Raw genomic sequence first — 23082 nt, forward strand, 5'->3', positions numbered from 1 at the left:
ATTTCAGCCGCCTTACCGCCGTTTTAGGGCTTGGCCGGTATTTTCAGCTTCCAGTAAGTCAAAGCCGCCAGTGATACGAAAGAAATGGCCAGTACAATAAAGACCAGCACCATAGCTTTATCCGTATGTCCGGCCTGAATATTGAAATAAATAGCCACCGGAATAGTAGTGGTCTTGCCGGGTATATTTCCGGCCAGCATCAGGGTAGCCCCGAATTCACCCAGTGCCCGGGCAAACGCCAGCACAGTAGCCGCCATAATAGCCGGGCGGGCAGCCGGCATGGTAATAGTCCAGAAAACCCGCCACTCGCTAGCACCCAGTGTCCGGGCGGCATTTTCAATATTTACGTCCACCTGCTCAAAACCCGCTCTGGCGGACATATACATCAGGGGAAAGGTCATGATAACGGCGGCGATTACGGTGGCCGGCCAGGAGAATACTACCGTCATGTCAAACAGCGATAGAAATTCTCCCAGCGGCCCGTTTTTGCCGAACAGCATCAGCAGGCCGAAACCGACCACCGTAGGCGGAAGCACCAGCGGCAGGATAAAAATCCCGTCTATCATGCCCTTGTATTTGCCTGAGTATCTGGCCATCCAGCGGGCTACCGCAATACCCAGAACAAAGGTTATAGCGGTAGTAACCAGAACCGTTTTGCATGATATCCACAGTGGTAAAAGATATGAATCCACATCCGCTTCCAATAAGTTAATTTAAGAGCTTAGCCCTCAGCTAAACTAAAGCCGTATTCGGCAAAGATAGCAGCCGCTTCCTGCCCGAAAAGAAAATCTATATATGCCTGGGCAGCTTCAATATCCTGGCAGCCCTTTATAATGGCGGCAGGGTATACAATCAGGGTATTCACCTCAGCCGGGGCTTCGGCTACTATCACTACACCATCTGTAATGGCAGCATCAGTGGAATAAACAATACCGGCTTCCACATTAGCGCCTTCCACATAGCCCAGAACCTGACGGACATCACTGCCTAAAATCAGCTTGGGCAGCAGCTGGTCATAAATACCCAGTATCTCCAAAGCTTTTTTACCGTAAGTTCCCGCCGGTACAAATTCCGGGTCGCCCAGGGCAATGCGCACCACGCCTGAATCCAGCAGGTCCATAAAACTGTCCAACCCCAGGGTGCTATCAGCCGGGACAATCAGAACAATCTTATTATTCAAGAGATTGCGGCGGCTGGAATCTACCAGAAAACCGCCTTCTTCCAGGGCATTCATCTGGGCGGGTGCCGCCGAGATGAACACATCTACCGGAGCCCCGTTTTCAATCTGCTTCTGCAAAGTACCGGAAGAAGCAAAGTTGGCACTCAAAGTAACCCAGCTGTTTTCCTGCATGTACAGGGCATTAATCTCCTGGAGGGCATCAGTCATGCTGGCGGCGGCGGCAATACTGATTTCAACAGCTACATGGTCTTCCTCAGCCGGGGAACAGCCGGAAAAAACCAACACCCCCATTACCGCAAAAACAGCCACAAACCGGGGTAAAATACGGTTAACCATTCTCTTCATAAAATTTGTCTCCTCTTCAGGGCCAAGGAATGTGAAATAGCTTTCCTCAGAAAACTAACCGGCCGGGATTTAGATATCCTGAGAGTTAGTGGCTTCCAATAATCCAGCCCTGCTTTTAATATATTTACTATACAAAAGCAGTGTTGCCAGCTAATTAATGGCAGTTAAAATGTTTGTTTCTTGAATGTTTCCGGCAGGTAAACAGGCTAGGCAACCGGCAGACGGGCAGCGCGGAAGGTGTATCCCACCCCTCTGACCGTCTTGATATATTTCTCGTTAAAATCACCTATTTTGGAACGCAGACGCCGGATATGCACGTCTACGGTGCGGGTGCCGCCGTAATAGTCAAACCCCCAGATAGTCTCCAGCAGAGATTCGCGGGTATAGACCCGTCCCCGGTTGGAAGCCAGGTATTTCAGCAGCTCATACTCTTTAAGCGTCAGGCTAAGCAAACGGTCTTTGACCCTGACCTCATAACTGTCCAAAGTTATTGAAATGTCATCTATCTCTATAATATTCCGGCTGACTTTCTGCCGGAACTGGTAAATAATCCGCCCCAGCCGGAATTCCATTTCCGGGCGGCTGTAAGGCGTGATGATAATTTCATCAAACTCAAACTGGCGGGGAATTTTGCGCATGGTCTTTTCATTCACCACCGCCACCAGGGGTATATCAGGGGTAAAAACCTTTCCGCCCAAAAGTTTCTCACAGGCCTCAAGACGGTCGTCATCCCAATCAATAAGGCAGATAATTACCGCATCCAGCGGTTCGGTGCTGTTTTCCAGCAGCTTAACCAGCGAAAAATCAAAACTCAGGCAGGAATAACCGGCCTCAGTCAGGTCATTTTCAAGCCCGTTAGGCAAAATATCGGAACAGCCGATGAGCGCCAGTTTCGGGGTATTATCCGGTAACTTTCTGTTCATCATAAATCTATGATAACAGTCAATTATTACCGGTATATTACCGTTTTATTACATCTTATCTTAAAAAATAATGTAACACGGCTGTAATATTTATAATCCTGCAAACGTAAAATATACTAAAAACAAACTACCCAGGATTTTCGGGGGGTTGACAAACATCTGTTTAGCTACTAAATTATTTAACAGTCAAACTACTACTTGGCAGGCAGCACAAGAACATGACAGGCCAGCACAACCGGATTAAAGCAGACACCGAAAGGGATGAGCTTACCCAGCAGATTCTCGAACATATGCATGTACTTATACACCATATTAAGCGGGACGTATCTGCCACACACCCGCATCTCAGCCCGCCCCAGGCCCGGTTGATTTTTATAATCAGCCAGCACAGTGATTCAGGTATATCCGTAAAGGAATTAGCCCGCCTGATGTCAATTACCCCGGGTGCTGTCACTCAGTTTATAAACGGGTTGATTGATAAAAACCTGATAACCCGGGAAACAGACCCGGCGGACAGGCGCAGTATCAAGATAAAACTAACCCCGCCAGCCGAAAAGGAGATTCAAAACCTGAAAAAAGATTTCTTCAATTCAGCCGCCCGAAAATTTGGGGCGCTGAATACCGAAGAAATGAAAACACTAGTCAATCTGGTCAGCAAAATAAACCCCGCACCGGCTACCGAAGAAAACTTGCCTTAGCGGTTTGGGGATAAGCGGTTGATTTGAAAATTAGTCAGACCTTCAGCCCGATATTTCTTTACCCCATAGGATTATTTTGCCTGCGGGCAGTGATAATAAAGCCGTTAACACTATAAATCCATTTGAATTCAGAAAGGCAAAAAATGCAATCAAACAATCAGATGCCAGCACCTAGACACAACCCGGGTGATTTTATTCCGGTAATAAATACTTCTAAATGTGAAGGAGACGGAGAATGCACCGTGGCTTGCCCCAATGGTGTATTTGAAATATATAAATTATCCGCCGAAGATAAAGCTCAGCTCCCATTTTTCGCCAGGCTCAAAGTATCTGCTCATGGCAGCAAACAAGCCAGATTAGTCCACCCAGAACGCTGTGAAGGCTGCGGCACTTGCGTAAGTGCCTGCCATGAAAAAGCAATTAAATTAAAAAGAACCCAAAATAGCGGCTAACAGTCTGAATTAGCTGGGGTTAAGGCGCTTAATCCGGATACAATTACCTGACTTTGCGTCTTAACCCTTTATATTCCCCAGTTTTCCGCTTAATATCCCCGGCAGTTTCTGACGGCCTGTTTGACTGCCTGAGTTGCGGCTTTGGCCATCATCTCCCCCAGTTTGGTATGACCACCCACATAGGTATACTTGTCATCCCCGCCTGATACGCTGATTATCTGGTCTGTTCCCGTTCCGGTTGCCTGCCATTCGGGGTGTACCGCACTCCGTATATCCAGTTCCTGTAAAGCCACATTCTTAGCCTCGGTCAGTGTGATATACGACGAAGCAAGAGTGGGTGTCTCCAGAGCAGAGCCGGTAAGCAGGATGATGTTTATCGTGCCTATCTTCTCAAACTTGCCATTTCGCTCTATACCGCTTGCGGCATCACAGCCTATCCGCATAGCGTTGGTCTTGACCCCGGCAGTAGCAAAGGCAAGTACCCAAAACTCTTCATAACTTTCTTCCGCCCAGGCTATTTTGTCCTGGTCTACTCCGGTAGATAAAAATGAGACTTTATCCAGGTCTGTGCCATATCTCTCAAGGACTTCTTCCAGCACTACCGAATAGGCTGTCTGCCAGTCTGACGAGTTGTCGTGCATGAAATCCCAGAGTTCAGGGGGTATATGGGTGTTTAAGATATATCTGGCCTTACCCAGCCCGGTGCGGGTGGAGAGTATATTCCTTTCCTCCGGCAGTTCTATTACCAAAGTATTGGTGGACGCACCCAGTGCCTTATGATAGACAATGCCTGCTTTTACCCCGTGAAAACTGCCCAGTTCTTTATAACAGGTATCTGTTTTCAGTTCAGATATCACCTTTGTTCCCTCCATATCAGCCTTATTCCCTTTCCCCATAAAATATGCCCCCTCCGGAATACAGGAGGGGGCTAATTATCTTTAACTCCGCACCTGCTCTTTCCTTAGTCACCGGAAGGGCAGTACCTGAATCCGGGCGCTTTGCTGGATTGCTCTTTCCCCCGCTCATAGCAGGCGCTACTGCTCCGGATTTTCACCGGCTTTCTTTCCTGTTTACAGGGCATTTCAGACAATATTCGTATTCGCAGGTAATACTTGTATTCGTTCGTTAATAATACCAACTCTAAGTTCTCTGCAGTTTAATGTATCCAGTTTTTCATTCACCTATCACAAATGGCATATTTAACCGTTCCCATAAATCCACATAGATAATTACGTGATATTCTCCTGGCACAAATCCTTCCTCTGGCGCATAAAGTGTAAGCTTAATGGGAAATTGAGAATGCAAGTTATCCTCTATCTGTATAGGGTCTGCTTCACTATCCCGAAACCAGCGCACATTAAGGGTCTTACAACACATATCATCCGATAACGAAAAAACTAAAAATATCGACTCTGCAGATGACGAAAATACATTGCCCCTATCAATCGGCCGTCCGTACGGATCAAGCATATCGGTAACATCTGCTTGTGTTACCAGTAAACCCAAATCAGGGCAAGCATCCGGTATTACTTTTTCTGTCTCTGGTTCAGCACAGCCATAGCACCCCATTATCAGCAATAGACACCCTGTAAACAGGGCTAACTTCGTTCTCCCAAACCAGTTTGTTGAAAAATTAAGTAACATATTCAGGCTTGTGCTGATTTCGCAGCTTTTTCTGCCAGTCTATCTTGAGCTACCTTTAATAGCCATGCATTGGGATCAAGGCTTTTGTCTTCATTTAAGCGCTTCTCGGCATAATACATTTTTTCGTCAGAACTATCCTGAAATTTAACCAGATTTGATGTCTGATTTTTCCATGAAAAACCGGATACTACCCGCTGAGCCCTGCCACCACAGCCGGGACAGCGGTCAATCTGGCAATCTTCTGGTTTACCTATTTTCTCATATGAACTCTGGCAAAACTGGCATCTATATTCGTATAAAGGCATTTTACTCTCACTTATGCTGGGCAGTGCAGTAATAAGCTGCACCGCCCAACAGCTTGATTTATTTTTCTTGGCGTCTAATTAACTGGAAAGTAACAAGAGCAAGAACAATACTTACAATTAATAGAATACCCCAACCGAAAAGGGCACCTTGAATGAACACCATACTGCCCAATTCTTCGCCAAGCTGAGCACCCAACCAGGCAAAACCGATAATCCATAAAACACCGGACAAAAGCAGCATAACCCAGTGCCACCATTTAACAGCTTTACCGTATCCTTTAGCCATGGAATATACTGCCCAGGCCGCAGCTGCCAGACCAAGTCCCATCAGTACGTTTAAGAGCATCATCCACATATTACTTCACCCCCATTGGAGTATTTACAAAACTGCTGACATATTCATTAGTTTGAATCCACTTCGGAGGTTCGTAAACACCCTGATAGTTAGGCGGATTAAGTTCTTCCTGATAATGCTTGGGATAGAGTGTCCGTTCTGCCCAGATAGCTATATTTTGGGATGTACCAGTAGCATCATGAGACAAAACTTCACGCACGAAGCGATGTACCCAAGTGTTCTTTTTGGTCCACGGGCATACTGAGATACAGGCACGGCAACCCATAGGCCCGGCCCCCAGATTCCAACCGTCGCGGCATTTAGCAAGATTAGTGTTGAAACGGCGCTGCCCGTAGATCTCAAATTTGGGCTTATCATCATAGCTTATAGCCTGAGTAGGACAGACCTGAGCGCACAATTTACAGCGACTACAGAACTCTGCAAGGTTAAAATCTACCGGTTTATCTGCGGCTAAAGGCAGACTGGTAGTAATAACGGCAGGTCTTACGTTACCGCCAAAGTCAGGAGCAAGACAGTTGGATGTGCGCCCGATTTCACCCATACCACATTCGGCAGCAATACCAGGAACAGGGAAGTCATATCCGCCAAACGGGGAATGCCAGCGAGCAGGATAACCCAGATATTTAAGGAATTTGACCATCTGCTGGGCTATCTGGGATGAAATGTTGTAACCTGTCCATGAGTCACCATAGTTTGGGTCACCGGCGTTTACATCCCAACTCATAGTACCGGTTACCAAGATGGCATTGTCCCACCAGTCAGGTATTTTGATAGGTGTATTGATGCCAAACCCACGCCCCCCGGTACCGCCGCCCAAGCCACCCAAAGGTGCATGACTATAAGCAACCCAGCCCTTGTTTAATGGGGTAACACCTACGAAAGTTGCACCCAGGTCAGCTGCCATACGCTTAACAAGCTGGCTGGCAAGCTCCGGAGAATCAAATACTGCCCGTCTGGCTGAAACACCAGACCAGTCATTTTCTTCAGGCGGAGCCGTGATACTGGAGACAGGAACGGCTCTCTGAGCTTCAGATCTGGCCATGGCAATAAGGCCTTCGTTGGCATTGAAATTGGCTCTGCTTTCTATACTTGCTTGAAAACGTTCAACAAGCTGGGGAAGCCAATCATACTTGTACTCTTTGTCTATATCTACCATCATGGGATACAGATCATAGTACTCCTGATAGAAAGTGGACAAACCAGCCAGCCCACTGGACGGCCAAGTATTGGGCATAGCATCCAGGTCACCTTTGGTCAAGTCATAACCCAGCGCCGGGCTACTTCCAGATACCGCATGTCCGGCACTCTTAAACCGTTCACCATAATACCAACGCATATCTATGCGGTGTATGCCCCCTACGGAATGGTTATTAGGTAAATCAGGGCCGATAACCTCCCAACTGAAAGGGGTAACCTTGTCAACACGGAATGGTTCACGATTAAAATATTCATGACCTTGACGGTGTTCCTGACCCTGCATGGAGAATGCAGATTGTCCCTCATGATAAGAATTCCAGTAACTGCCAGCGGCGGCCACTCCTAGACCAGCAGCACCTACACCTGCGGCCTTGAGGAAATCCCTACGATTTACTTCTGTCATGATTCCTCTCTCTTTTTGTTAATAATTTGTCTTTCCAAATGCCACACGGTCTTTCCCGAGCGTCAGCGTTCCATTCTCACCTCCTTCTATTACTGAATATGTAAATATACTTTGGTATCGTTATATCGTATACGAATTATATCGTATACGATACTTATCATGTACGATACATTAACGCGCGAGTAAATACATCGTCCAAATGGCGTAGTACTTTATGCTGAATTTTTGACGATTCACCTACAAGTTGATATTATTTAAGGTATTAAAGGAGTATCAAAACGGACTATGGAATTCAGCGAATTTTACAAATGGGACCCTAATGATGCAGCTGGCCTGTTGCTAATGCGAACCCGCAGGGCCATGTATAAAGAACTTGAAAGAGCATATTACAAAATTGGTATTTCTCCCGAGCAGGCAGGCGTTTTTGACCAGGTAGCTACCCACGGCAAAGCAACCATAAATGATATTACCCATCGTCTTCTGCGCGAACCCCACACAATACTGGGGCTTATCAACAGAATGGAATCTAATGGATTAATCTATAAAGAAAAAGATGCTGATAACCACAGTATGATAACTATATCTCTAACAGAAAAAGGTTATGGTGTTTGCCGCCAGATGCTGGAAATACGTGAAAGTCTGATTAAACCTACAACTGTGCTCACCGATGATGAAAGAGAGCAATTGGAAAAACTACTCACCAAAATATTAGATGCCACCATGAAGCGCCTCAATAAAAAAACTAAAACAATCTGAAATTGTAAACTAAAATATCTTAGATTATTCTGATAACAAATCTACCTGGCTAATCTAAAGTGCCATTCCTAATTTTGAAATTAGGAATGGCACTTATTTTGAAAACACCAAAACAACATATCAACTGCATTTATCCAAAAACCAGCACCTTATTTATGCAGATGTACTCACACCTCAAAACAAATACCCTCTGTAAAAGACCGAGCGCCCCGCATACCTATTTATATATAGGCAAAATTTACAAGCAGTTTTTCTAACCCCCAAACCTTTGACAGCCGTAAATAAGCGGTGTATAATGCAATCCATTGTACATGCAACTAGTTGCATTTGATATTAATATCAATATCTAAAGGTCTTTAGGCCGAAACTAACAGGAGGTACAAAACTCTATGGATGAAAAACTCTGGAAAAAGGCAGTAGCCTTTCACGGCCATGAATGCCCCGGTCTGGCCATAGGCTTCCGGGCGTGTGAAGCGGCTATTGAAAAGCTGGGGATTGGTACTTCGGAAGATGAACAGATTGTATGCATCACCGAAAACGATGCCTGCGGGGTGGATGCCGTGCAAGCCCTGCTGAGCTGTACTATGGGCAAGGGCAACCTTATTTACCGGGGAACCGGCAAGCAGGCGTTCTCTTTTTACAACCGGACAGACGGCAAAAAACTGAGGGTCTGCCTTAAGCCGGGCAAGAATAACGGAATGGAACGTCCCCAGTGGCAGGCACACCTCCTAAGTGCTCCGCTGGATGAAATCTTCAGCTTTTCAGAGCCCAAGAAAGACCTGCCGGAAAGGGCCAGGCTCTTTCAAACTCTGGTATGTGATGTCTGCGGAGAGGGCGCACCGGAACACAAAATGCGCTTTCAGAACGGTAAAACAGTCTGTCTGAATTGTTTTACCACCTATGACCGGGGCTGGTAACGTAAGCAAAGCCTATATTAAGCGGTTAATCCCGCTTACTCCCTGCAGATAAGCAGCAATGAAAAACACAAAGAAAGGTAAGTGCAGTTATGAAAAAAGTTATCCCTTTTATACTGGCACTCTCGCTGGTAGCCTGCACAGTGGCTGGCTGCGGAGATAGCCAAACCGATGACCCTTCAGACAACCCCTCAACCCGTACTATTACTGACAGTGTGGGGCGTACGGTTGAAATCCCCACCGTAGTAGAGAAGATTGTCCCGCTGGGTAATACCCCCCGGATGATTAGTTATCTGGGTCTGGCGGACAAGGTAGTGGGACTGGGCGGCATGAATGCAAGCAATGTTACCCCGGTTACCGCCTACGCTTATGCCAACAAAGACGTATGGGCTAATGTACCCCTGGTGGGTACAGATGCCGCCGGAGCAACTGACTATTATCCGGAAGAAATTATCAGCTGTGACCCGGACGTAATCCTGTGTTCTTATACCAAAGAACTGGCTGATGAAATCCAGACCAAAACCGGTATTCCGGTAGTGGCAGTGCCTATGGGCACTTTATTCGGGACTGATTATGAAGATGCGCTCCGGCTGCTGGGAAACGTCTGCGGCGTGGGAGCCCGGGCTGAAGCCGTTATTACTTATATAAATGACTGCCTGGCTGATTTGGCCACCAGAACTGCCGGTATTCCGGACCAGGGCAAACCCTCGGTTCTGGGAGCGGCAGCTACCTTCAAGGGCATGCACGGTTTGGACGGAGTATATACCAAATATGCAGTTTTTGAGGTTATTTCCGCTAACGACGTTACCGAAGGCCTATCCAACACTTCCGGTGCTTTGCTGATTGACAAAGAACAGATTATTGTCTGGAATCCCCAGTACATATTCCTGGACAGCGGCGGTGTTGGCCTGGTCAGGGCTGACTATAATGATAATCCGGGCTTATATGCCCAGCTGACTGCAGTGCAGAGCGGCAATCTTTATCAATATCCCAGCTCTACTTCATACTATTCCAACCTTGAAATACCCATTGTAAACGCCTATTATGTGGCCAGCCTGCTCTATCCGGAACAGTTCAGTGACATAGACTTCAGCCAGAAGGCTAATGAAATTTTCAGCTTTTTCCTGGGTATTGACAACTACCTGAGTATCTTAGAGTCTGCCGGGGCTGGTTACGGCAAAGTAACCCTTGGTTAGGATTGATGGAAGAAAACCGGACTAATCAATTTCATTTATACAATGCCTTTCTGAGGCGGAAAAGGCTGGTATTCCTGATTGCCGCAGTGGCAACAGTGGTGGCCGCCCTTTTCGCCGTGGGGGCAGGGTCTTTACATATTACCCTGCCGGACGTAGTCAAAACCCTTTTCGGAAACGGCTCAGACCTATCCCAGATGGTTATCTTTAATATAAGGCTGCCGCGGGTGGTGGCCGCTATTGCGGTGGGGGCAATTCTGGCAGTTTCGGGGGCAGTAATGCAATGCGTCCTGCGTAACCCGCTGGCCTCAGCCTCCACACTGGGCGTCTCCCATGGGGCAGCCTTCGGGGCAGCCGTGGGTATTATCGTCTTTGGCGGCGGAGTGGTTAATTCAGACTCCGCCGCTACGGCGGTTTCCATAAATAACCCCTATATTGTAACCCTGTGTGCCTTTATCTGCGGTTCTTTGTCCACCTTTGTAGTCATACTTTTGTCCCAGCTTAAAAAAGATTTGGGTCCGGGCGGGCTTATTCTGGCCGGGGTGGCCTTAAGCTCTCTGTTTACCGGCGGCACAACACTCCTCCAGTATTTTGCTGATGAAACTAAAATCAGTTCGGTGGTTTTCTGGACATTCGGCAACATGGGGGCAGCCAGCTGGACAGAGATTTTGATACTTGCCATTGTATTTGCAGCTTCCATAATCTATTTTCTGCTTAACCGATGGAACTATAACGCCATGGAAGGCGGAACAGACACGGCCAAAAGTCTGGGGGTCAATACCCGGGCAGTTATGCTTATCAGTATGTGCATCTGCACGCTGACCGCAGCGGTGGCGGTCTCTTTTGTAGGAATTATCAGCTTTGTGGGTCTGGTTGCCCCCCATATTATGCGCCGTTTTGTGGGCAACGATTACCGTTATCTTATTCCCTGCTCCGCAGCCGCCGGGGCTTTGCTGCTGGTTCTGGCTGATACTTTCGGCCGGCTGGTTATTGCTCCCGTTATACTGCCGATAGGCGCCATCACTTCATTCCTGGGTGCTCCGCTATTTCTGTTCCTTTTATTCAGGGGGTTTAAGAGCAATGATTGAAATAAATGATGTCAGCTTTGCCTATAACAAGGCCGGCAAAAACGTGCTGGAGGATATCAGCTTTGACATTCAGGATAACCGCTGTATTGCCATTCTGGGCACCAACGGGGCAGGTAAAAGCACTCTGCTAAAGTGTATAAACCGTATTTGCCCCGCCCAGAAGGGGGTGGTAATGGTTAACAGTCAAAGTATTTTTGATATGAGCAGTAACGCTATAGCCCAGAATATTGCTTATGTGCCCCAGAACAACCGGGCTATAAACATGACCGTATTTGACACTATTCTGCTGGGGCGTAAACCCTACATCAAGTGGGATGCATCTTTAGAAGACCGGCGGATTGTATACGATATAATGCAGAAAATGAAACTGGAAGACTTTGCCCTGCGTAATGTCTCCAGCCTTTCGGGCGGTGAGGCTCAGAAGGTCATGCTGGCAAGGGCATTGGCTCAAGAGCCGAAACTGCTGCTGCTTGACGAACCTACCAGCAACCTTGACCCGCGTAACCAGCACGAAGTACTACGGATAGTAAAAAGCATTGCAAAAGAACATAATACCTGTGTTGCCATAATTCTGCATGACCTTAATCTGGCTATCCGCTACTGTGACCGTTTTATCTTCCTGAAAAACTCCCGCATATTCTCTTACGGCGGGCTGGAGACCATGACACCCGAAAATATTGAATCGGTTTACCGTATTCATGTCCATATCATGGAATACATGAATATCCCGGTCATAGTACCCTTTCCAGATGAGAAAGTAGCACCGGAACTGCCCAGCCAAACTCTGCCTGAACCAGTCAGCGAAGCCTGATTGGAATAACTATCCTGGTTGCTCTGTCTGTTTTTACAGGGTTTTTTGAAGTACCGAAGATGCCGCTCTGGCGTCAATTTCAGGCATGTGAGTAATATCAGATTTCCTGTTTCAGTACAGCCATAAATTCTTGCCGCGCATACTGCTCATGCCACGGGCAGTGACCGCACCGTCTGAGCAAAACCGATGAAAACCCGGTCAGATTGTCTCCTAAATATTCAAAGACCGGTTTTGCCGGGTGAGAGTCATAATCCCCGTGGATAGCAACCACCGGGCATTTCAGCAAAGCCAGATACCCTGCAAATTTATTTCCCTGCCGCAAAGCAAGTGCTTCCTGCCAGACAGATTTATATGTGCGGTAACTGCACTCTGCCGCTGTATCAGGCAGATTCAGAGAAGAATAGGTATCCGCCTGCAGAAACAATTCCCCTATTTCGGCCATAGCCCCATCGGCAACAGCAGTATTATCAGCTTCAGCTAGCAGCCGGTTTAAAGCTGTTAATCTACTCTTCTGTTCTGTATTCAGCCGCCCCAGGCGGATATCAGCAATGCCATTTGCCTCTGCCTGACCGAATGGAGGGCAAGATACCAGTATCAGTTTTGAAATATACTGCGAGTAAGCCGCTGCCAGCATAATGCCCAGCCACGCCCCCCATGAATAACCCAACAGCACTACTTTTTGTTGCCCCGTACGGGCAATGTCCCGCAGATAATCTATCTGCTCCTTTATGCTGAGACTGTAAAGACGCGGCTCAATAACCCCCTTGATTTGGCTTATATCCTCTGCCAAGTGAGCCAGTTCCCCGCCTGCACCCGGCCCGCCGTGCAAAAACATCAAAGCGTACGGCGGTTTTCCGTGCAGAACAACCCGGTCAGTCAAATCACCCATACCAGAATATTAGCACTACCTGCCTTTAAACCAAATGATTTTTTGCTCAAACCAAACATTCTCTTGACAAATATCTGTTTAGATACTAAATTATATAGTAACTAAACTATAAAGGGCGGGTTTTTAAAGGGAGATGCCTGAAAAACAGTTTCCGGGAGAATCCGATACTGCAAGGTATGAGCTGTTACAGCGGCTGCTGCTCCGTATGTTTTCTTTAATGAAAAATGTTCAGCGGGATGCTTCGGTCATAAAGCCCTCCCTCAGCCCTCCCCAGGCCAGATTGGTCTTGATAATAAGCAGGTACAGTGATTCGGGGATATCCGTCAAGGAGCTAGCCCGCCTGACTTCAGTAACCCCCGGTGCTATTACCCAATTTATAAATACCCTGGTTGACAAAAAACTGATAACACGGGAAACAGACCCGGCTGACAGACGCAGTATAAAGATAAAGCTGACCCCGTCTGCCAGAAATGAAATCCATCAGTTCAAAAATGTACTTTTCAACTTTGCAGCTAAAAAATTTGATGCCCTGAATACTGATGAACTTAAAGAAATTACCAGAATAATGGCCAAGGTCAACCCCGAAATAATTCCCAAAGAAGAAATGTTTTAGCCCAGTAACAGATATATTGCCTTTGTATCAGAAGGAGATACCCTTGTGGAAATTAATTAAGTCACTCAAGCCGTTTACCCTGTCTGTCATATTTATTTTTATCCTGCTGCTGGGTCAGGCCATGAGTGACTTGTCCTTGCCGGACCTTATGTCAAAAATTATAAACATAGGCGTACAGCAACAGGGCATTGAAAACGCTACCCCTACAGCCATACGTTCCAGCGAAATGTCCCGCATACTCCTTTTTGTAGACAGTGAAGACAAGGCAGCAGTCACCGGGTACTACATACTGCTGGATAAAAATTTATTGTCTGCCGCCGAATATAACCAATACCTGGAGTCCTATCCCGATTTGGCAAACGGACCTATATATAAGCTGAATACTGATGATGAAAATGCCCTGAACCGCTTAAACACCGTTATGCCTCTGCCGATACTGATGGTATCGTATATTGAAAACGGGACGGCGGCTGATATTCTGGGCGGCCAGTTTGAATTGCCTGACGGAGCAGATATATTTGAGGTACTGGCAAATTTACCGGCAGAACAGCTTGATGCCATTATCCAGAGTGCCAAAAGCCATCTGTCCGCTATACCCGAAAGTATGGTTGCCCAATCCGCCGTAAGTTATCTGGCCACAGAGTATCAAACTATCGGCATTGACCTGAACAGGCTGCAAATGAACTATATGTTCAGAATCGGCGGGCTGATGCTACTGCTTACACTGGTCAGTGTAACCCTTTCGGTTACGGTAGGGTTTCTGTCCGCAAGGGTAGCCGCAGGCTTCGGGCGGGACACCCGCCGCAAGGTTTTTACTAAGGTGGAAAGTTATTCCAACAGTGAATTTGATAAATTTTCTACGGCCTCGCTGATAACCCGCTCTACCAATGATATCCAGCAGATACAAATGATACTGGTCATGCTGCTCAGAATCGTGTTCTACGCCCCTATTATGGGTGTAGGCGGCATAATCAAAGCCCTGGGGCAGGATGTATCCATGTCATGGATTATTGCCTCCGCCGTAATGGCAATACTGGCTATGATAGGCGTGGTTTTCGCAGTAGCAATACCCAAGTTCAGAATAATCCAGAAGTTTGTTGATAAATTAAATCTGGTTACCCGTGAGATGTTAAGCGGGCTGATGGTTGTGCGCGCATTTAACAAGCAGCAACTGGAAGAAACGAAATTTGAAAAAGCCAACGCAGACCTTACTAAAACATCTCTGTTTATCAACCGGATAATGGTATTTATGATGCCGGCCATGATGCTGATAATGAACGGGGTGGGGGTGCTGATTATCTGGGTGGGAGCACATCAGATAGATGCAGGTGCCATGCAGGTAGGCAATATGATGGCATTTATGCAATACTCCATGCAGATTATTATGGCCTTCCTTATGGTCTCCATGGTATTTGTCATGATGCCCAGAGCTACCGTATCCGCCCAACGCATTGCGGAGGTACTGGAAACTGAACCGGCCATCAAGGACCCCGAAAACCCCATAAGTTTTGATACCGACACCAGAGGCAAAGTGGAATTTCAAAAGGTAGGTTTTAAATACCCCGGCGCAGATGATTATGTCCTGAAGGATATTTCTTTTGCTACCAAACTCGGGCAAACTACCGCCATTGTAGGCGGCACAGGTAGCGGCAAATCAACTCTGGTTAATCTCATTCCCCGCTTTTACGATATAACTGAAGGCCAGATTTTGATAGATAACACGGACATCCGCAGTGTCACCCAGTATGCCTTGCGGGATAAAATCGGATACATCCCCCAAAAAGCCAGCTTATTCTCCGGCACTATAGAGAGCAATATAGGATATGGAGATGAAAATGCGGATGAAGACCGGCTAAAGAAAGCCGCCCGGATAGCCCAGCTGACAGAATATATTGACACCGCCGAAAACGGCCTCCAAACACCTATATCGCAGGGAGGGGCAAATATATCCGGCGGTCAAAAACAAAGAATGGCTATTGCCAGAGCCATAGCCAAACAACCTGAAGTATATATCTTTGATGACAGCTTTTCCGCCATTGATTTCAAGACAGATGCAGCTCTGAGAAAAGCCCTTAAAAAAGAAACTCACAATGCTACGGTCTTGATTGTAGCCCAAAGGATAAATACCGTTATGCATGCCGAGCAGATTATCGTGCTGGACAACGGGCGGATTGCCGGAAAAGGCACCCACAAAGAATTGATGGAAAACTGCACGGTATACCGCGAATTGGCCCTCTCACAGCTATCCACGGAGGAGTTATCAGCATGAGCCAGAACAGAAATACCCCTCAGTTACGAATGCCGATGGGCGGCAGACCTATGGGCGGCGGCATGCACATGGGCGGCGGGCCTATGGGCGGAATGCGGATGGCGCAATCAGGTGAAAAGGCCAGAAATTTTAAGGACACCATGGCCAGCCTTTTGAAATACCTGACACCATACCGTTTTCCGCTTATTATTGCTCTGGTATTAGCCATTTTGGGTACGGTATTTACCATTATCGGCCCGAAACTGTTAGGCAATGCAACCACCAAGCTTTTTGAAGGTTTGGTCAGCAAAGTTACTAATGCAGCCGGTGCCGGCATTGATTTTACCTATATCGGCAATATTGTACTGATTCTGGTCGGGCTGTACGTAATCAGTGCCATATGCAGCTATATTATGGGCTACATAATGACCGGCGTATCCATCAAGGTTACCTATGACCTGCGCAAGCAGATAGCTGAAAAAATAAACCGCCTGCCAATGAAATTCTTTGACAACAAGACCTACGGCGAAGTGCTGAGCCACGTAACCAACGATGTTGATTTGATATCCAACACCCTGACCCAAAGCATGTCGCAAATGGTTACCTCTATAGTTACCATACTGGGCGTGCTGGTGATGATGTTTACTATAAACTGGATTATGGCACTGGCTTCGCTGATAATAGTCCCCATCTCTATAGGCCTGATTTCCATGATAGTCGGGCGGTCCCAAAAATATTTCCGCAAACAACAGGACTATCTGGGTCATATAAACGGCCATGTGGAAGAAATGTATTCCGCCCACAATGTCATGAAAGCCTTTAACGGTGAGGCAAAATCTATAGCCAAATTCAAAGGGCTGAATGAAGAGCTATACGGTGCATCCTGGAAAGCCCAGTTTTTATCCAGCATTATGATGCCCATGATGAACTTCATAGGCAACCTGAGTTATGTGGTTGTATGTATTCTGGGCGGCTTTTTGGCCATACAAAAAACTATTCAGGTAGGTGACATACTGGCCTTTGTCCAGTATGTCAGGTCATTTACCCAGCCGCTGGCACAAACCGCCAATATTGTGAACGTACTCCAGTCTACAGCGGCAGCGGCCGAGCGTATTTTTGAATTTCTGGGAGAAGACGAGGAAGTACCCGAACCGTCTAACCCGGTTAGCCTGAAGGATATTTCAGGTGCTGTCAGCTTTAAAGATGTGTCCTTTGGCTACAGCCCGGCTAAAACTATAATTAAAGATTTTAATGCGGATATAAAACCCGGCCAGCGGGTAGCCATTGTAGGCCCTACGGGTGCGGGGAAAACCACCATGGTCAAACTGCTGATGCGCTTTTACGACGTAAACAGCGGGGCGATTCTGGTAGACGGGGTAAATATCCAGGATATAAAGAGACAGGAATACCGGAGTGCTTTCGGCATGGTACTTCAGGATACATGGCTCTTTAATGGTAGCATTATGGATAATATCCGCTTCGGCAAGCTGGACGCAACTGACGAAGAGGTTTATACCGCAGCCAAAACTGCCTACGTAGACCATTTTATACACACCCTGCCCAGCGGGTATGAAATGATAATGAACGAGGAGTCCAGCAATATTTCCCAAGGTCAAAAACAGTTGCTGACCATTGCCAGAGCCGTTTTGGCCAACCCCAAGATTTTAATTTTGGACGAAGCTACCAGCTCGGTAGATACCAGAACCGAAATGCTGATACAGCAGGCTATGGAAAATCTGATGAAAGGCCGTACCGCATTCATAATTGCCCACCGCCTGTCCACAATCCGTAATGCAGATATCATACTGGTAATGAAAGACGGTGCAATTGTAGAACAGGGCAGCCATGAAACACTGCTTGAAGCAAACGGATTTTATGCTTCGCTATATAACAGCCAATTTGAAGCAGGGCCGGCAGAAGCAGACACTTAATCCGGTTGTTACCCCGGCACAGCCGCTCTTACAAGCTTTGCGGTGAGTTAACTATATATTGAAAAGGCAGAACGTGCAGTCTATAGGGGTTTTGTAAAAAAATACGCATCAGAGATAACGAAGTTAAGCTGGAATGCTTTGCACAGGCGGCGGAAATAAGTACGGATAAGAGGGTGCTGTCTATAGTACAGAATGGTGGGCGGTACTGTACGATAGACAGAACAATGACGTTCGAGTTAGTATTTAGCCTATGAATACTTTAGTCAGTTCGAATCCACCTAACAGGAACAGATTGTTTGAAGTATGTTCAATATTTACTTAACTAACGACTAATTTAATCTGATTACTTTATCGAGTATACTACTAATAGTAACATTGATGGCTCAGAAACAAGCAAATTGATGGTTTTAGTGAGAAACCATGATAACTGTTGAAAACCTTACTAAAAAGTTCGGCGAAATCACAGCGGTGGAAGGGCTTACCTTCCAGGTTAAAGAAGGGGAGGTCTTTGGCTTCCTTGGGCCCAATGGCGCTGGCAAGACTACCACCATCAGGATGCTTTGTTGTTTGATATCAAAGACCAGCGGAGAAGCCAAAATAGACAACTACGATATAAGCAAAGCAGCCGACTCTTTGCAGATTAGAAAAATGATTGGTCTCGTCCCAGATAATGTAGGTCTTTATGAGGATTTGACCGCTTTTGAAAATCTGGACTTTTACGGAAAACTGTATGAAGTTCCCGAAGGACACAGGAAAGAGAACATCGAGCGGTTTCTCAAGATGCTGGACATCTGGGATAGAAAAGATGCTCGGGCAGGTTCATTCTCTAAAGGGATGAAGCAGAAGCTGGCGCTAGCCCGCGCTCTGGTCCATGAACCAAAGTTGCTTTTTATGGACGAACCTACGGCTAACCTAGATCCTGAATCAGCCAAGACCGTCAGAGATTTCATTCTAGAAATCAAGAAGCAAGGCAGAACTATCTTCCTTAATACTCATAACCTTGACGAAGCACAGAGAGTCTGCGACCGTATCGGGATAATAAAGACGAGATTGTTGACTATCGGTAGTCCTGAACAATTAAAGGAATCACTTACGAGGCCCAAAACAGAAATCAGGCTGGCTCAGGTAAACGAAGCCTTGCTTAATTCCTTAAAAAAACTCATTCCAAACAAAATTGAAGCCTTGGATAACAAGTTGCTTATTGATGTGACCGATCCTGACAAAGAAAATCCGCTTATTATTAACGCCATCACATCATCCGGTGGTCAAGTTAGAGAGGTCACACAAGTTGTCCCAACGCTCGAGGATGTATATCTGCAAATTGTGAAGGAAACAAAATGAGAATTTCAAAATCCTGGACTGTTGCTGCCAAGGATATTAAAGTATTCTTCAGAAAAAGATATACCTTATATTCGCTGGTTGTTTTCCCGATTATCATCGGTATCGGGCTTCCATTTGTGCTTAATTTCGTGATTTCCAGACAGGGAGCTCTCTTAAGCACACAGCACTTGACAGATTTAATGAGCGCCTTTGCTTTCTTCTTCGCCATCGGAGCATCTGCAATTCCTACTCTCCTAGCGTCTTACAGTCTGGTCGGTGAAAAGGTGGAAAAAAGCCTTGAACCGCTGCTGGCGGCGCCCGTCACAGACAGCGAACTCCTTCTGGGTAAAGCTATCGGTGCCTTCATTCCCTCTATTTGTTCCCTCTACATCGGCTCCATCGTTTTCATGGTGCTATCTGACCTGTTTACACATAGTACACTGAACTATTATTTTTTCCCCAACTGGACTATTGGGATAGAACTCCTGATTTTATTACCGCTGTTGTCTATCCTTTCCGTCGAGTGGAGCGTCATTGTTTCTGCACGGGCCACTGACCCACGCGCTGCCCAACTACAGGGTATTTTGATAGCAATTCCACTTTTCTTTGTTTATGTCGCAACCGAAACTGGCCTAATACAGCTGAATACCACTACTATCTGGCTTGTCTCAGGCACTGCCCTTATTGTAGATATATTTCTTTTCTTCATCAGCACAAGGGCATTTCAGAGAGAAGTAATATTGACGAAGTGGACGTAATAAACTCTTTTTCACAGGGAGAAGCCGAAATTGACTACATAACATATCCTCATAATAGTTATACCTACGGTAATTATTATGGTCATCGGGTATTTTGTGCGCCGTATAATATCAGGCAGGAAGAAGAAATGAGCGTAAGAAAGAGGATTATCATAATAGTCGTTGCTACGATAATAGTTATCGCCATCGTGTTTGTTGTTCGTCAAATTCTCGGACTTGGGCATCCCAGAATTTAGCACTTAGTAGAAGAGTTCTATGCATCGTTCGCTTAGAAGAATGAAGCATCTCTAAATAGATTGTCATCAAACGGGAGTGATACAATATACCAATGTGGATTACGTTGGCGTTTGGCTCAGCGGTATTTGCAGGTTTGACCGCTATTTTAGCCAAAATAGGCCTTAAAAATGTTGATTCCAATCTAGCAACAGCCATTCGTACAATTATTGTGCTGATTTTTGCTGTCCTCATGGTCTTTATCGTCGGGTCGCAAGACACGCTCAGTGAAATCAGCAGCAAAACCTTTGTATTCCTAATATTATCTGGACTGGCGACCGGTGCCTCGTGGCTGTGTTATTTCAAAGCTCTACAACTTGGAGCGGTAAACAAAGTGGCACCTATCGACAAGTCCAGTGTTATTTTAACTATTATCCTGGCAATGATTTTTCTTAGTGAATCTGTCACTGCAAGTAAAATTCTGGGTATCATTGTTATTGGCATCGGCACCTATTTAATGACTTTTAATAAATGGATTTGTGCAAAAGGAAACACCGGCGCTCAATGGCTTATTTATGCGTTTCTTTCAGCATTATTCGCCAGTCTTACATCCATTCTAGCCAAGGTGGGAATTGAGGGTGTGGAATCTAATCTGGGAACTGCCATCCGAACAGCAGTGGTATTAATTATGGCTTGGATAATGGTATTCATCGTAAAAAAGCAGGGTAAAGTAAGGCATATCGATAATAAGAGTTGGATGTTTCTCATTTTATCCGGGATGGCCACTGGTGCGTCCTGGTTATGTTTCTATCGAGCCCTGCAAATCGGCCCAGTAGGAATTGTAGTACCCATTGACAAGCTTAGCATCGCCTTTACCGTTGCTTTTTCGTTTTTCTTCTTGAAAGAACAGTTGACGAGGTGGGCTTTAGCAGGTCTGGTGCTGATTGTCGGCGGGACACTTGTGTTATTGATATAACCTAATTGTTTTTCTTAAGGATACTTCTGCTATAATTTGGAAAGCCCAAAGGAGATGACCATGCGAAACTTAATAACGGGGCCTTTAGGTACGGTTATTCTTTTCATTTTCATCTTAGTTGGCATTGGCTTAATAATAGCCGCAACTACAAATGATCAAAGAATACTTTGGACACCACTAGGGATTGTATTCTTATTTTTAGCGGCTGGAATAAGAATACTAAAACAACTTCTGAAACCTGAGGTCCACAGATAATAAACTGAGCGATACTGTACGGTAGGCAGAACCAAAATCTTTGGACTTAGCTTCAAACTGACTGTTTAACCTAAATGGTAGAAGTCTTATCCTCTGTTTCAGACAGTATTTCTTCCAGATATTCATCTCGCTTTTTCGATAGCAGTGTCTTGTCTATCTGCGTGATGCCCTTCCTTTTGGCTCTGACTCCCACGTACTGCCCCACTGACAGGTCCTTGCTAGCCACATCATTTCGCATTTCTTGCAATACACTCACAGGATCCTCGTGCTGTACCCAGGCGAGAAGCCACTCAAGGTCATCGGTAGACATCAAATTAAAGTGAAAGTCTTCAGCGTTAATTCGCTTTAGCTCTTGCCTAGCCAGATATAACGTTAAAGCTGTAGGATACCACTCCTGGTAGGTTATTATCACTGGCAGGTATGCCTTTACCTTATCGGTGGGTATTCCTGATGTACCTTTTGCAATCTTTTCAATCTTTCCTGGTAGCTTTTCGGCAGGATCAACTATGTTACGTTTTATCATTTCTGTCACTTCTGTGCGATCTGTATGGCTGCGGATCTTCTTCGGTAGACGGCCTGAGCGACATTCTAACACCAAGGCTGAGTCCCCCAGGATAACGAGCCAGTCAACACCGGCTGCTTCTGAGTACACTTTGTCAGCACCGAAGGTTTCCTTGAGTAGTTTCCCTATGTACTCTTGAAAGGCGTAGCCAAACCAATCTGAGAACTTATTCCCCTTAGGCTGTCGATTTGCATCCAATAAATCATAGTAGATACCCTGAGTGATACGGTAGATGAGCAATCGTGGAATCGGCACGCACAATGAGCCGTTTGGCAGCTTTATGACCGGGCGTGATAACAGTGGATTAAAGGTAAATCGGCCAAGTTCTGGAGCAGTCTTTTCTTCTTCAAGGCGACGGTTTCTAAAGTCTCGGAAGTCAGCAGCAACCGCTGCTAGAAATGCATCTATCTTGTCGGGGGTCACATATGGTCTGACTGATGTAACTTGGGTATTTTCTATGAAAGCACGCTCAAAAGAATGAAAGGGAATAGCGGCTGCATAAAATATGAAACCAATCATCATGAACTCTTTAACGGAAAGGCCAGTTACTTTGCGAAACTCTCCATCAAGGTCAAATGATGGTTGCGGGGGATTTGACTCAAGATAAAGCATGATATGACGCGGAACCAAATATTGCAGTTGCTCTTGATAAGGGAATTGTTCATATGCCGTGCGAACCAGGGTCATAATCCCACCAGCATTAGTGCCCCAAAAGGGGTCTTGGATGCTGTAGATATTATTCGCCAACCGAACTACGTCCTGAGGCAATGGTTTCCTAGTACCAGCTGACTCGTGATTTCTGATAGCCCACATACACAGTTCAGCGAAAGTATGCTGGGTGACAATTGCATTCTGGCCATTGAGAGTAACCTGTCGCATCGCCTGATGTGCCTCGTCAAGCTTCCTACAAGCAGCGGCACACATCTGCACTAAAGTCATTGGGTCGAACAGTTCGACTTCTTTTCCAAATTCGTCAGGTGGAATCATGCTCATAACCTTTACTCTTAGACATTATTGCAATTGGGCTATTAGTAAAGCCTTTAAGTTTGCTTT

The 23082-nt window shown here is 46.1% G+C and carries 23 protein-coding genes; 13 read left to right on the forward strand and 10 right to left on the reverse strand.

Going from position 1 to position 23082, the window contains the following annotated elements; genetic code table 11:
* Window positions 1-23: 23 nt before the first annotated feature.
* The 3 genes from modB to ACE6F3_RS00255 form a co-directional block, all read right to left on the reverse strand.
* Window positions 24-692, reverse strand: coding sequence for a molybdate ABC transporter permease subunit (gene modB / locus ACE6F3_RS00245; protein ID WP_096477069.1), 669 nt, complete (start codon window positions 690-692; stop codon window positions 24-26).
* Window positions 693-721: 29 nt separating this feature from the next.
* Window positions 722-1525, reverse strand: a complete 804-nt coding sequence (gene modA / locus ACE6F3_RS00250; protein ID WP_278813984.1) for a molybdate ABC transporter substrate-binding protein — start codon at window positions 1523-1525, stop codon at window positions 722-724.
* A gap of 206 nt (window positions 1526-1731) precedes the next feature.
* Window positions 1732-2451 (reverse strand): response regulator transcription factor, encoded by a 720-nt coding sequence (locus tag ACE6F3_RS00255; protein WP_231935525.1) that lies wholly within the window; start codon window positions 2449-2451, stop codon window positions 1732-1734.
* Between the two features lie 215 nt (window positions 2452-2666).
* Here ACE6F3_RS00255 and ACE6F3_RS00260 point away from each other — a divergent pair, with 215 nt between their 5' ends.
* Both ACE6F3_RS00260 and ACE6F3_RS00265 read left to right on the forward strand, forming a co-directional pair.
* The gene (locus ACE6F3_RS00260) at window positions 2667-3146 is read left to right on the forward strand and encodes a MarR family winged helix-turn-helix transcriptional regulator (protein ID WP_279115480.1); all 480 of its coding nucleotides are present in this window, start codon (window positions 2667-2669) and stop codon (window positions 3144-3146) included.
* 143 nt (window positions 3147-3289) lie between these two features.
* Window positions 3290-3598, forward strand: a complete 309-nt coding sequence (locus ACE6F3_RS00265; protein ID WP_279115478.1) for a ferredoxin family protein — start codon at window positions 3290-3292, stop codon at window positions 3596-3598.
* Between the two features lie 89 nt (window positions 3599-3687).
* Here ACE6F3_RS00265 and ACE6F3_RS00270 read toward each other — a convergent pair whose 3' ends face one another.
* The 5 genes from ACE6F3_RS00270 to ACE6F3_RS00290 all read right to left on the reverse strand — a co-directional run bounded on the left by ACE6F3_RS00270 (window position 3688) and on the right by ACE6F3_RS00290 (window position 7502).
* Complete coding sequence (locus tag ACE6F3_RS00270; RefSeq protein ID WP_279116068.1) at window positions 3688-4455, reverse strand: adenosylcobinamide amidohydrolase; 768 nt, start codon at window positions 4453-4455, stop codon at window positions 3688-3690.
* Between the two features lie 316 nt (window positions 4456-4771).
* Entirely contained in the window at window positions 4772-5167 is a 396-nt protein-coding gene (locus ACE6F3_RS00275; protein WP_278532746.1) for a hypothetical protein, read from the reverse strand.
* A gap of 77 nt (window positions 5168-5244) precedes the next feature.
* Complete coding sequence (locus ACE6F3_RS00280; protein WP_041223468.1) at window positions 5245-5547, reverse strand: zinc ribbon domain-containing protein; 303 nt, start codon at window positions 5545-5547, stop codon at window positions 5245-5247.
* Between the two features lie 58 nt (window positions 5548-5605).
* A complete protein-coding gene (locus ACE6F3_RS00285; protein WP_278532745.1) occupies window positions 5606-5902 on the reverse strand; it encodes a dehalogenase in 297 nt (98 codons plus the stop codon).
* 1 nt (window position 5903) lies between these two features.
* Window positions 5904-7502, reverse strand: a complete 1599-nt coding sequence (locus ACE6F3_RS00290; protein WP_279115474.1) for a 4Fe-4S double cluster binding domain-containing protein — start codon at window positions 7500-7502, stop codon at window positions 5904-5906.
* Window positions 7503-7787: 285 nt separating this feature from the next.
* On the opposite strand from ACE6F3_RS00290, the gene ACE6F3_RS00295 reads away from it, so the two are divergent.
* From ACE6F3_RS00295 to ACE6F3_RS00315, 5 genes are all read left to right on the forward strand, one after another.
* Complete coding sequence (locus tag ACE6F3_RS00295; RefSeq protein ID WP_010936863.1) at window positions 7788-8258, forward strand: MarR family winged helix-turn-helix transcriptional regulator; 471 nt, start codon at window positions 7788-7790, stop codon at window positions 8256-8258.
* Window positions 8259-8647: 389 nt separating this feature from the next.
* Window positions 8648-9175, forward strand: coding sequence for an FmdE family protein (locus ACE6F3_RS00300; protein WP_279115473.1), 528 nt, complete (start codon window positions 8648-8650; stop codon window positions 9173-9175).
* Between the two features lie 89 nt (window positions 9176-9264).
* Window positions 9265-10368, forward strand: coding sequence for an ABC transporter substrate-binding protein (locus ACE6F3_RS00305; RefSeq protein WP_279115472.1), 1104 nt, complete (start codon window positions 9265-9267; stop codon window positions 10366-10368).
* Between the two features lie 5 nt (window positions 10369-10373).
* Entirely contained in the window at window positions 10374-11453 is a 1080-nt protein-coding gene (locus tag ACE6F3_RS00310) for an iron ABC transporter permease (protein ID WP_279115471.1), read from the forward strand.
* Window positions 11446-12264: an ABC transporter ATP-binding protein gene (locus ACE6F3_RS00315; RefSeq protein WP_041342549.1), complete on the forward strand. Its 819-nt coding sequence runs from the start codon at window positions 11446-11448 to the stop codon at window positions 12262-12264. Before ACE6F3_RS00310 ends, ACE6F3_RS00315 begins: the two co-directional genes overlap by 8 nt.
* Before the next feature lie 97 nt (window positions 12265-12361).
* Here ACE6F3_RS00315 and ACE6F3_RS00320 read toward each other — a convergent pair whose 3' ends face one another.
* Window positions 12362-13153, reverse strand: coding sequence for an alpha/beta fold hydrolase (locus ACE6F3_RS00320; protein ID WP_279115469.1), 792 nt, complete (start codon window positions 13151-13153; stop codon window positions 12362-12364).
* Window positions 13154-13286: 133 nt separating this feature from the next.
* Between ACE6F3_RS00320 and ACE6F3_RS00325 the strand changes: the two genes are divergently transcribed.
* The 6 genes from ACE6F3_RS00325 (at window position 13287) to ACE6F3_RS00350 (ending at window position 21212) form a co-directional block, all read left to right on the forward strand.
* Window positions 13287-13766, forward strand: coding sequence for a MarR family winged helix-turn-helix transcriptional regulator (locus tag ACE6F3_RS00325; protein WP_324664406.1), 480 nt, complete (start codon window positions 13287-13289; stop codon window positions 13764-13766).
* Window positions 13767-13809: 43 nt separating this feature from the next.
* Window positions 13810-16035: an ABC transporter ATP-binding protein gene (locus ACE6F3_RS00330; RefSeq protein ID WP_279115467.1), complete on the forward strand. Its 2226-nt coding sequence runs from the start codon at window positions 13810-13812 to the stop codon at window positions 16033-16035.
* The gene (locus ACE6F3_RS00335; protein ID WP_096476806.1) at window positions 16032-17945 is read left to right on the forward strand and encodes an ABC transporter ATP-binding protein; all 1914 of its coding nucleotides are present in this window, start codon (window positions 16032-16034) and stop codon (window positions 17943-17945) included. The genes ACE6F3_RS00330 and ACE6F3_RS00335 overlap by 4 nt, the downstream gene beginning before the upstream one ends.
* Window positions 17946-18365: 420 nt before the next feature.
* Window positions 18366-19286, forward strand: a complete 921-nt coding sequence (locus ACE6F3_RS00340) for an ABC transporter ATP-binding protein (protein WP_279115465.1) — start codon at window positions 18366-18368, stop codon at window positions 19284-19286.
* Complete coding sequence (locus tag ACE6F3_RS00345) at window positions 19283-20023, forward strand: ABC transporter permease subunit (RefSeq protein WP_279115464.1); 741 nt, start codon at window positions 19283-19285, stop codon at window positions 20021-20023. The genes ACE6F3_RS00340 and ACE6F3_RS00345 overlap by 4 nt, the downstream gene beginning before the upstream one ends.
* A 328-nt stretch (window positions 20024-20351) precedes the next feature.
* Window positions 20352-21212 (forward strand): EamA family transporter, encoded by an 861-nt coding sequence (locus ACE6F3_RS00350; protein WP_279115462.1) that lies wholly within the window; start codon window positions 20352-20354, stop codon window positions 21210-21212.
* Between the two features lie 325 nt (window positions 21213-21537).
* Here the strand turns inward: ACE6F3_RS00350 and ACE6F3_RS00355 are convergent, their stop codons facing one another.
* A complete protein-coding gene (locus tag ACE6F3_RS00355; protein WP_324664411.1) occupies window positions 21538-23022 on the reverse strand; it encodes a hypothetical protein in 1485 nt (494 codons plus the stop codon).
* Window positions 23023-23082 lie beyond the last annotated feature (60 nt).

The organism is Dehalococcoides sp. THU4, from assembly GCF_043231265.1.
In the GTDB taxonomy this organism is placed as follows: Bacteria; Chloroflexota; Dehalococcoidia; order Dehalococcoidales; family Dehalococcoidaceae; genus Dehalococcoides; species Dehalococcoides mccartyi.

What these genes read in the sequence shown, in the direction of transcription:
- ACE6F3_RS00315 (WP_041342549.1), top strand. Translation starts at nt 11,446, where the DNA reads ATGATTGAAATAAATGATGTCAGCTTTGCCTATAACAAGGCCGGCAAA.
- ACE6F3_RS00335 (WP_096476806.1), top strand. Translation starts at nt 16,032, where the DNA reads ATGAGCCAGAACAGAAATACCCCTCAGTTACGAATGCCGATGGGCGGC.
- ACE6F3_RS00255 (WP_231935525.1), bottom strand. Translation starts at nt 2,451, where the DNA reads ATGATGAACAGAAAGTTACCGGATAATACCCCGAAACTGGCGCTCATC.
- ACE6F3_RS00300 (WP_279115473.1), top strand. Translation starts at nt 8,648, where the DNA reads ATGGATGAAAAACTCTGGAAAAAGGCAGTAGCCTTTCACGGCCATGAA.
- ACE6F3_RS00280 (WP_041223468.1), bottom strand. Translation starts at nt 5,547, where the DNA reads ATGCCTTTATACGAATATAGATGCCAGTTTTGCCAGAGTTCATATGAG.
- ACE6F3_RS00265 (WP_279115478.1), top strand. Translation starts at nt 3,290, where the DNA reads ATGCAATCAAACAATCAGATGCCAGCACCTAGACACAACCCGGGTGAT.
- ACE6F3_RS00275 (WP_278532746.1), bottom strand. Translation starts at nt 5,167, where the DNA reads ATGGGGTGCTATGGCTGTGCTGAACCAGAGACAGAAAAAGTAATACCG.
- ACE6F3_RS00320 (WP_279115469.1), bottom strand. Translation starts at nt 13,153, where the DNA reads ATGGGTGATTTGACTGACCGGGTTGTTCTGCACGGAAAACCGCCGTAC.
- ACE6F3_RS00325 (WP_324664406.1), top strand. Translation starts at nt 13,287, where the DNA reads ATGCCTGAAAAACAGTTTCCGGGAGAATCCGATACTGCAAGGTATGAG.
- ACE6F3_RS00305 (WP_279115472.1), top strand. Translation starts at nt 9,265, where the DNA reads ATGAAAAAAGTTATCCCTTTTATACTGGCACTCTCGCTGGTAGCCTGC.
- ACE6F3_RS00285 (WP_278532745.1), bottom strand. Translation starts at nt 5,902, where the DNA reads ATGTGGATGATGCTCTTAAACGTACTGATGGGACTTGGTCTGGCAGCT.
- ACE6F3_RS00310 (WP_279115471.1), top strand. Translation starts at nt 10,374, where the DNA reads ATGGAAGAAAACCGGACTAATCAATTTCATTTATACAATGCCTTTCTG.
- modA (WP_278813984.1), bottom strand. Translation starts at nt 1,525, where the DNA reads ATGAAGAGAATGGTTAACCGTATTTTACCCCGGTTTGTGGCTGTTTTT.
- ACE6F3_RS00340 (WP_279115465.1), top strand. Translation starts at nt 18,366, where the DNA reads ATGATAACTGTTGAAAACCTTACTAAAAAGTTCGGCGAAATCACAGCG.
- ACE6F3_RS00260 (WP_279115480.1), top strand. Translation starts at nt 2,667, where the DNA reads ATGACAGGCCAGCACAACCGGATTAAAGCAGACACCGAAAGGGATGAG.
- ACE6F3_RS00345 (WP_279115464.1), top strand. Translation starts at nt 19,283, where the DNA reads ATGAGAATTTCAAAATCCTGGACTGTTGCTGCCAAGGATATTAAAGTA.
- ACE6F3_RS00355 (WP_324664411.1), bottom strand. Translation starts at nt 23,022, where the DNA reads ATGAGCATGATTCCACCTGACGAATTTGGAAAAGAAGTCGAACTGTTC.
- ACE6F3_RS00295 (WP_010936863.1), top strand. Translation starts at nt 7,788, where the DNA reads ATGGAATTCAGCGAATTTTACAAATGGGACCCTAATGATGCAGCTGGC.
- ACE6F3_RS00350 (WP_279115462.1), top strand. Translation starts at nt 20,352, where the DNA reads ATGTGGATTACGTTGGCGTTTGGCTCAGCGGTATTTGCAGGTTTGACC.
- ACE6F3_RS00290 (WP_279115474.1), bottom strand. Translation starts at nt 7,502, where the DNA reads ATGACAGAAGTAAATCGTAGGGATTTCCTCAAGGCCGCAGGTGTAGGT.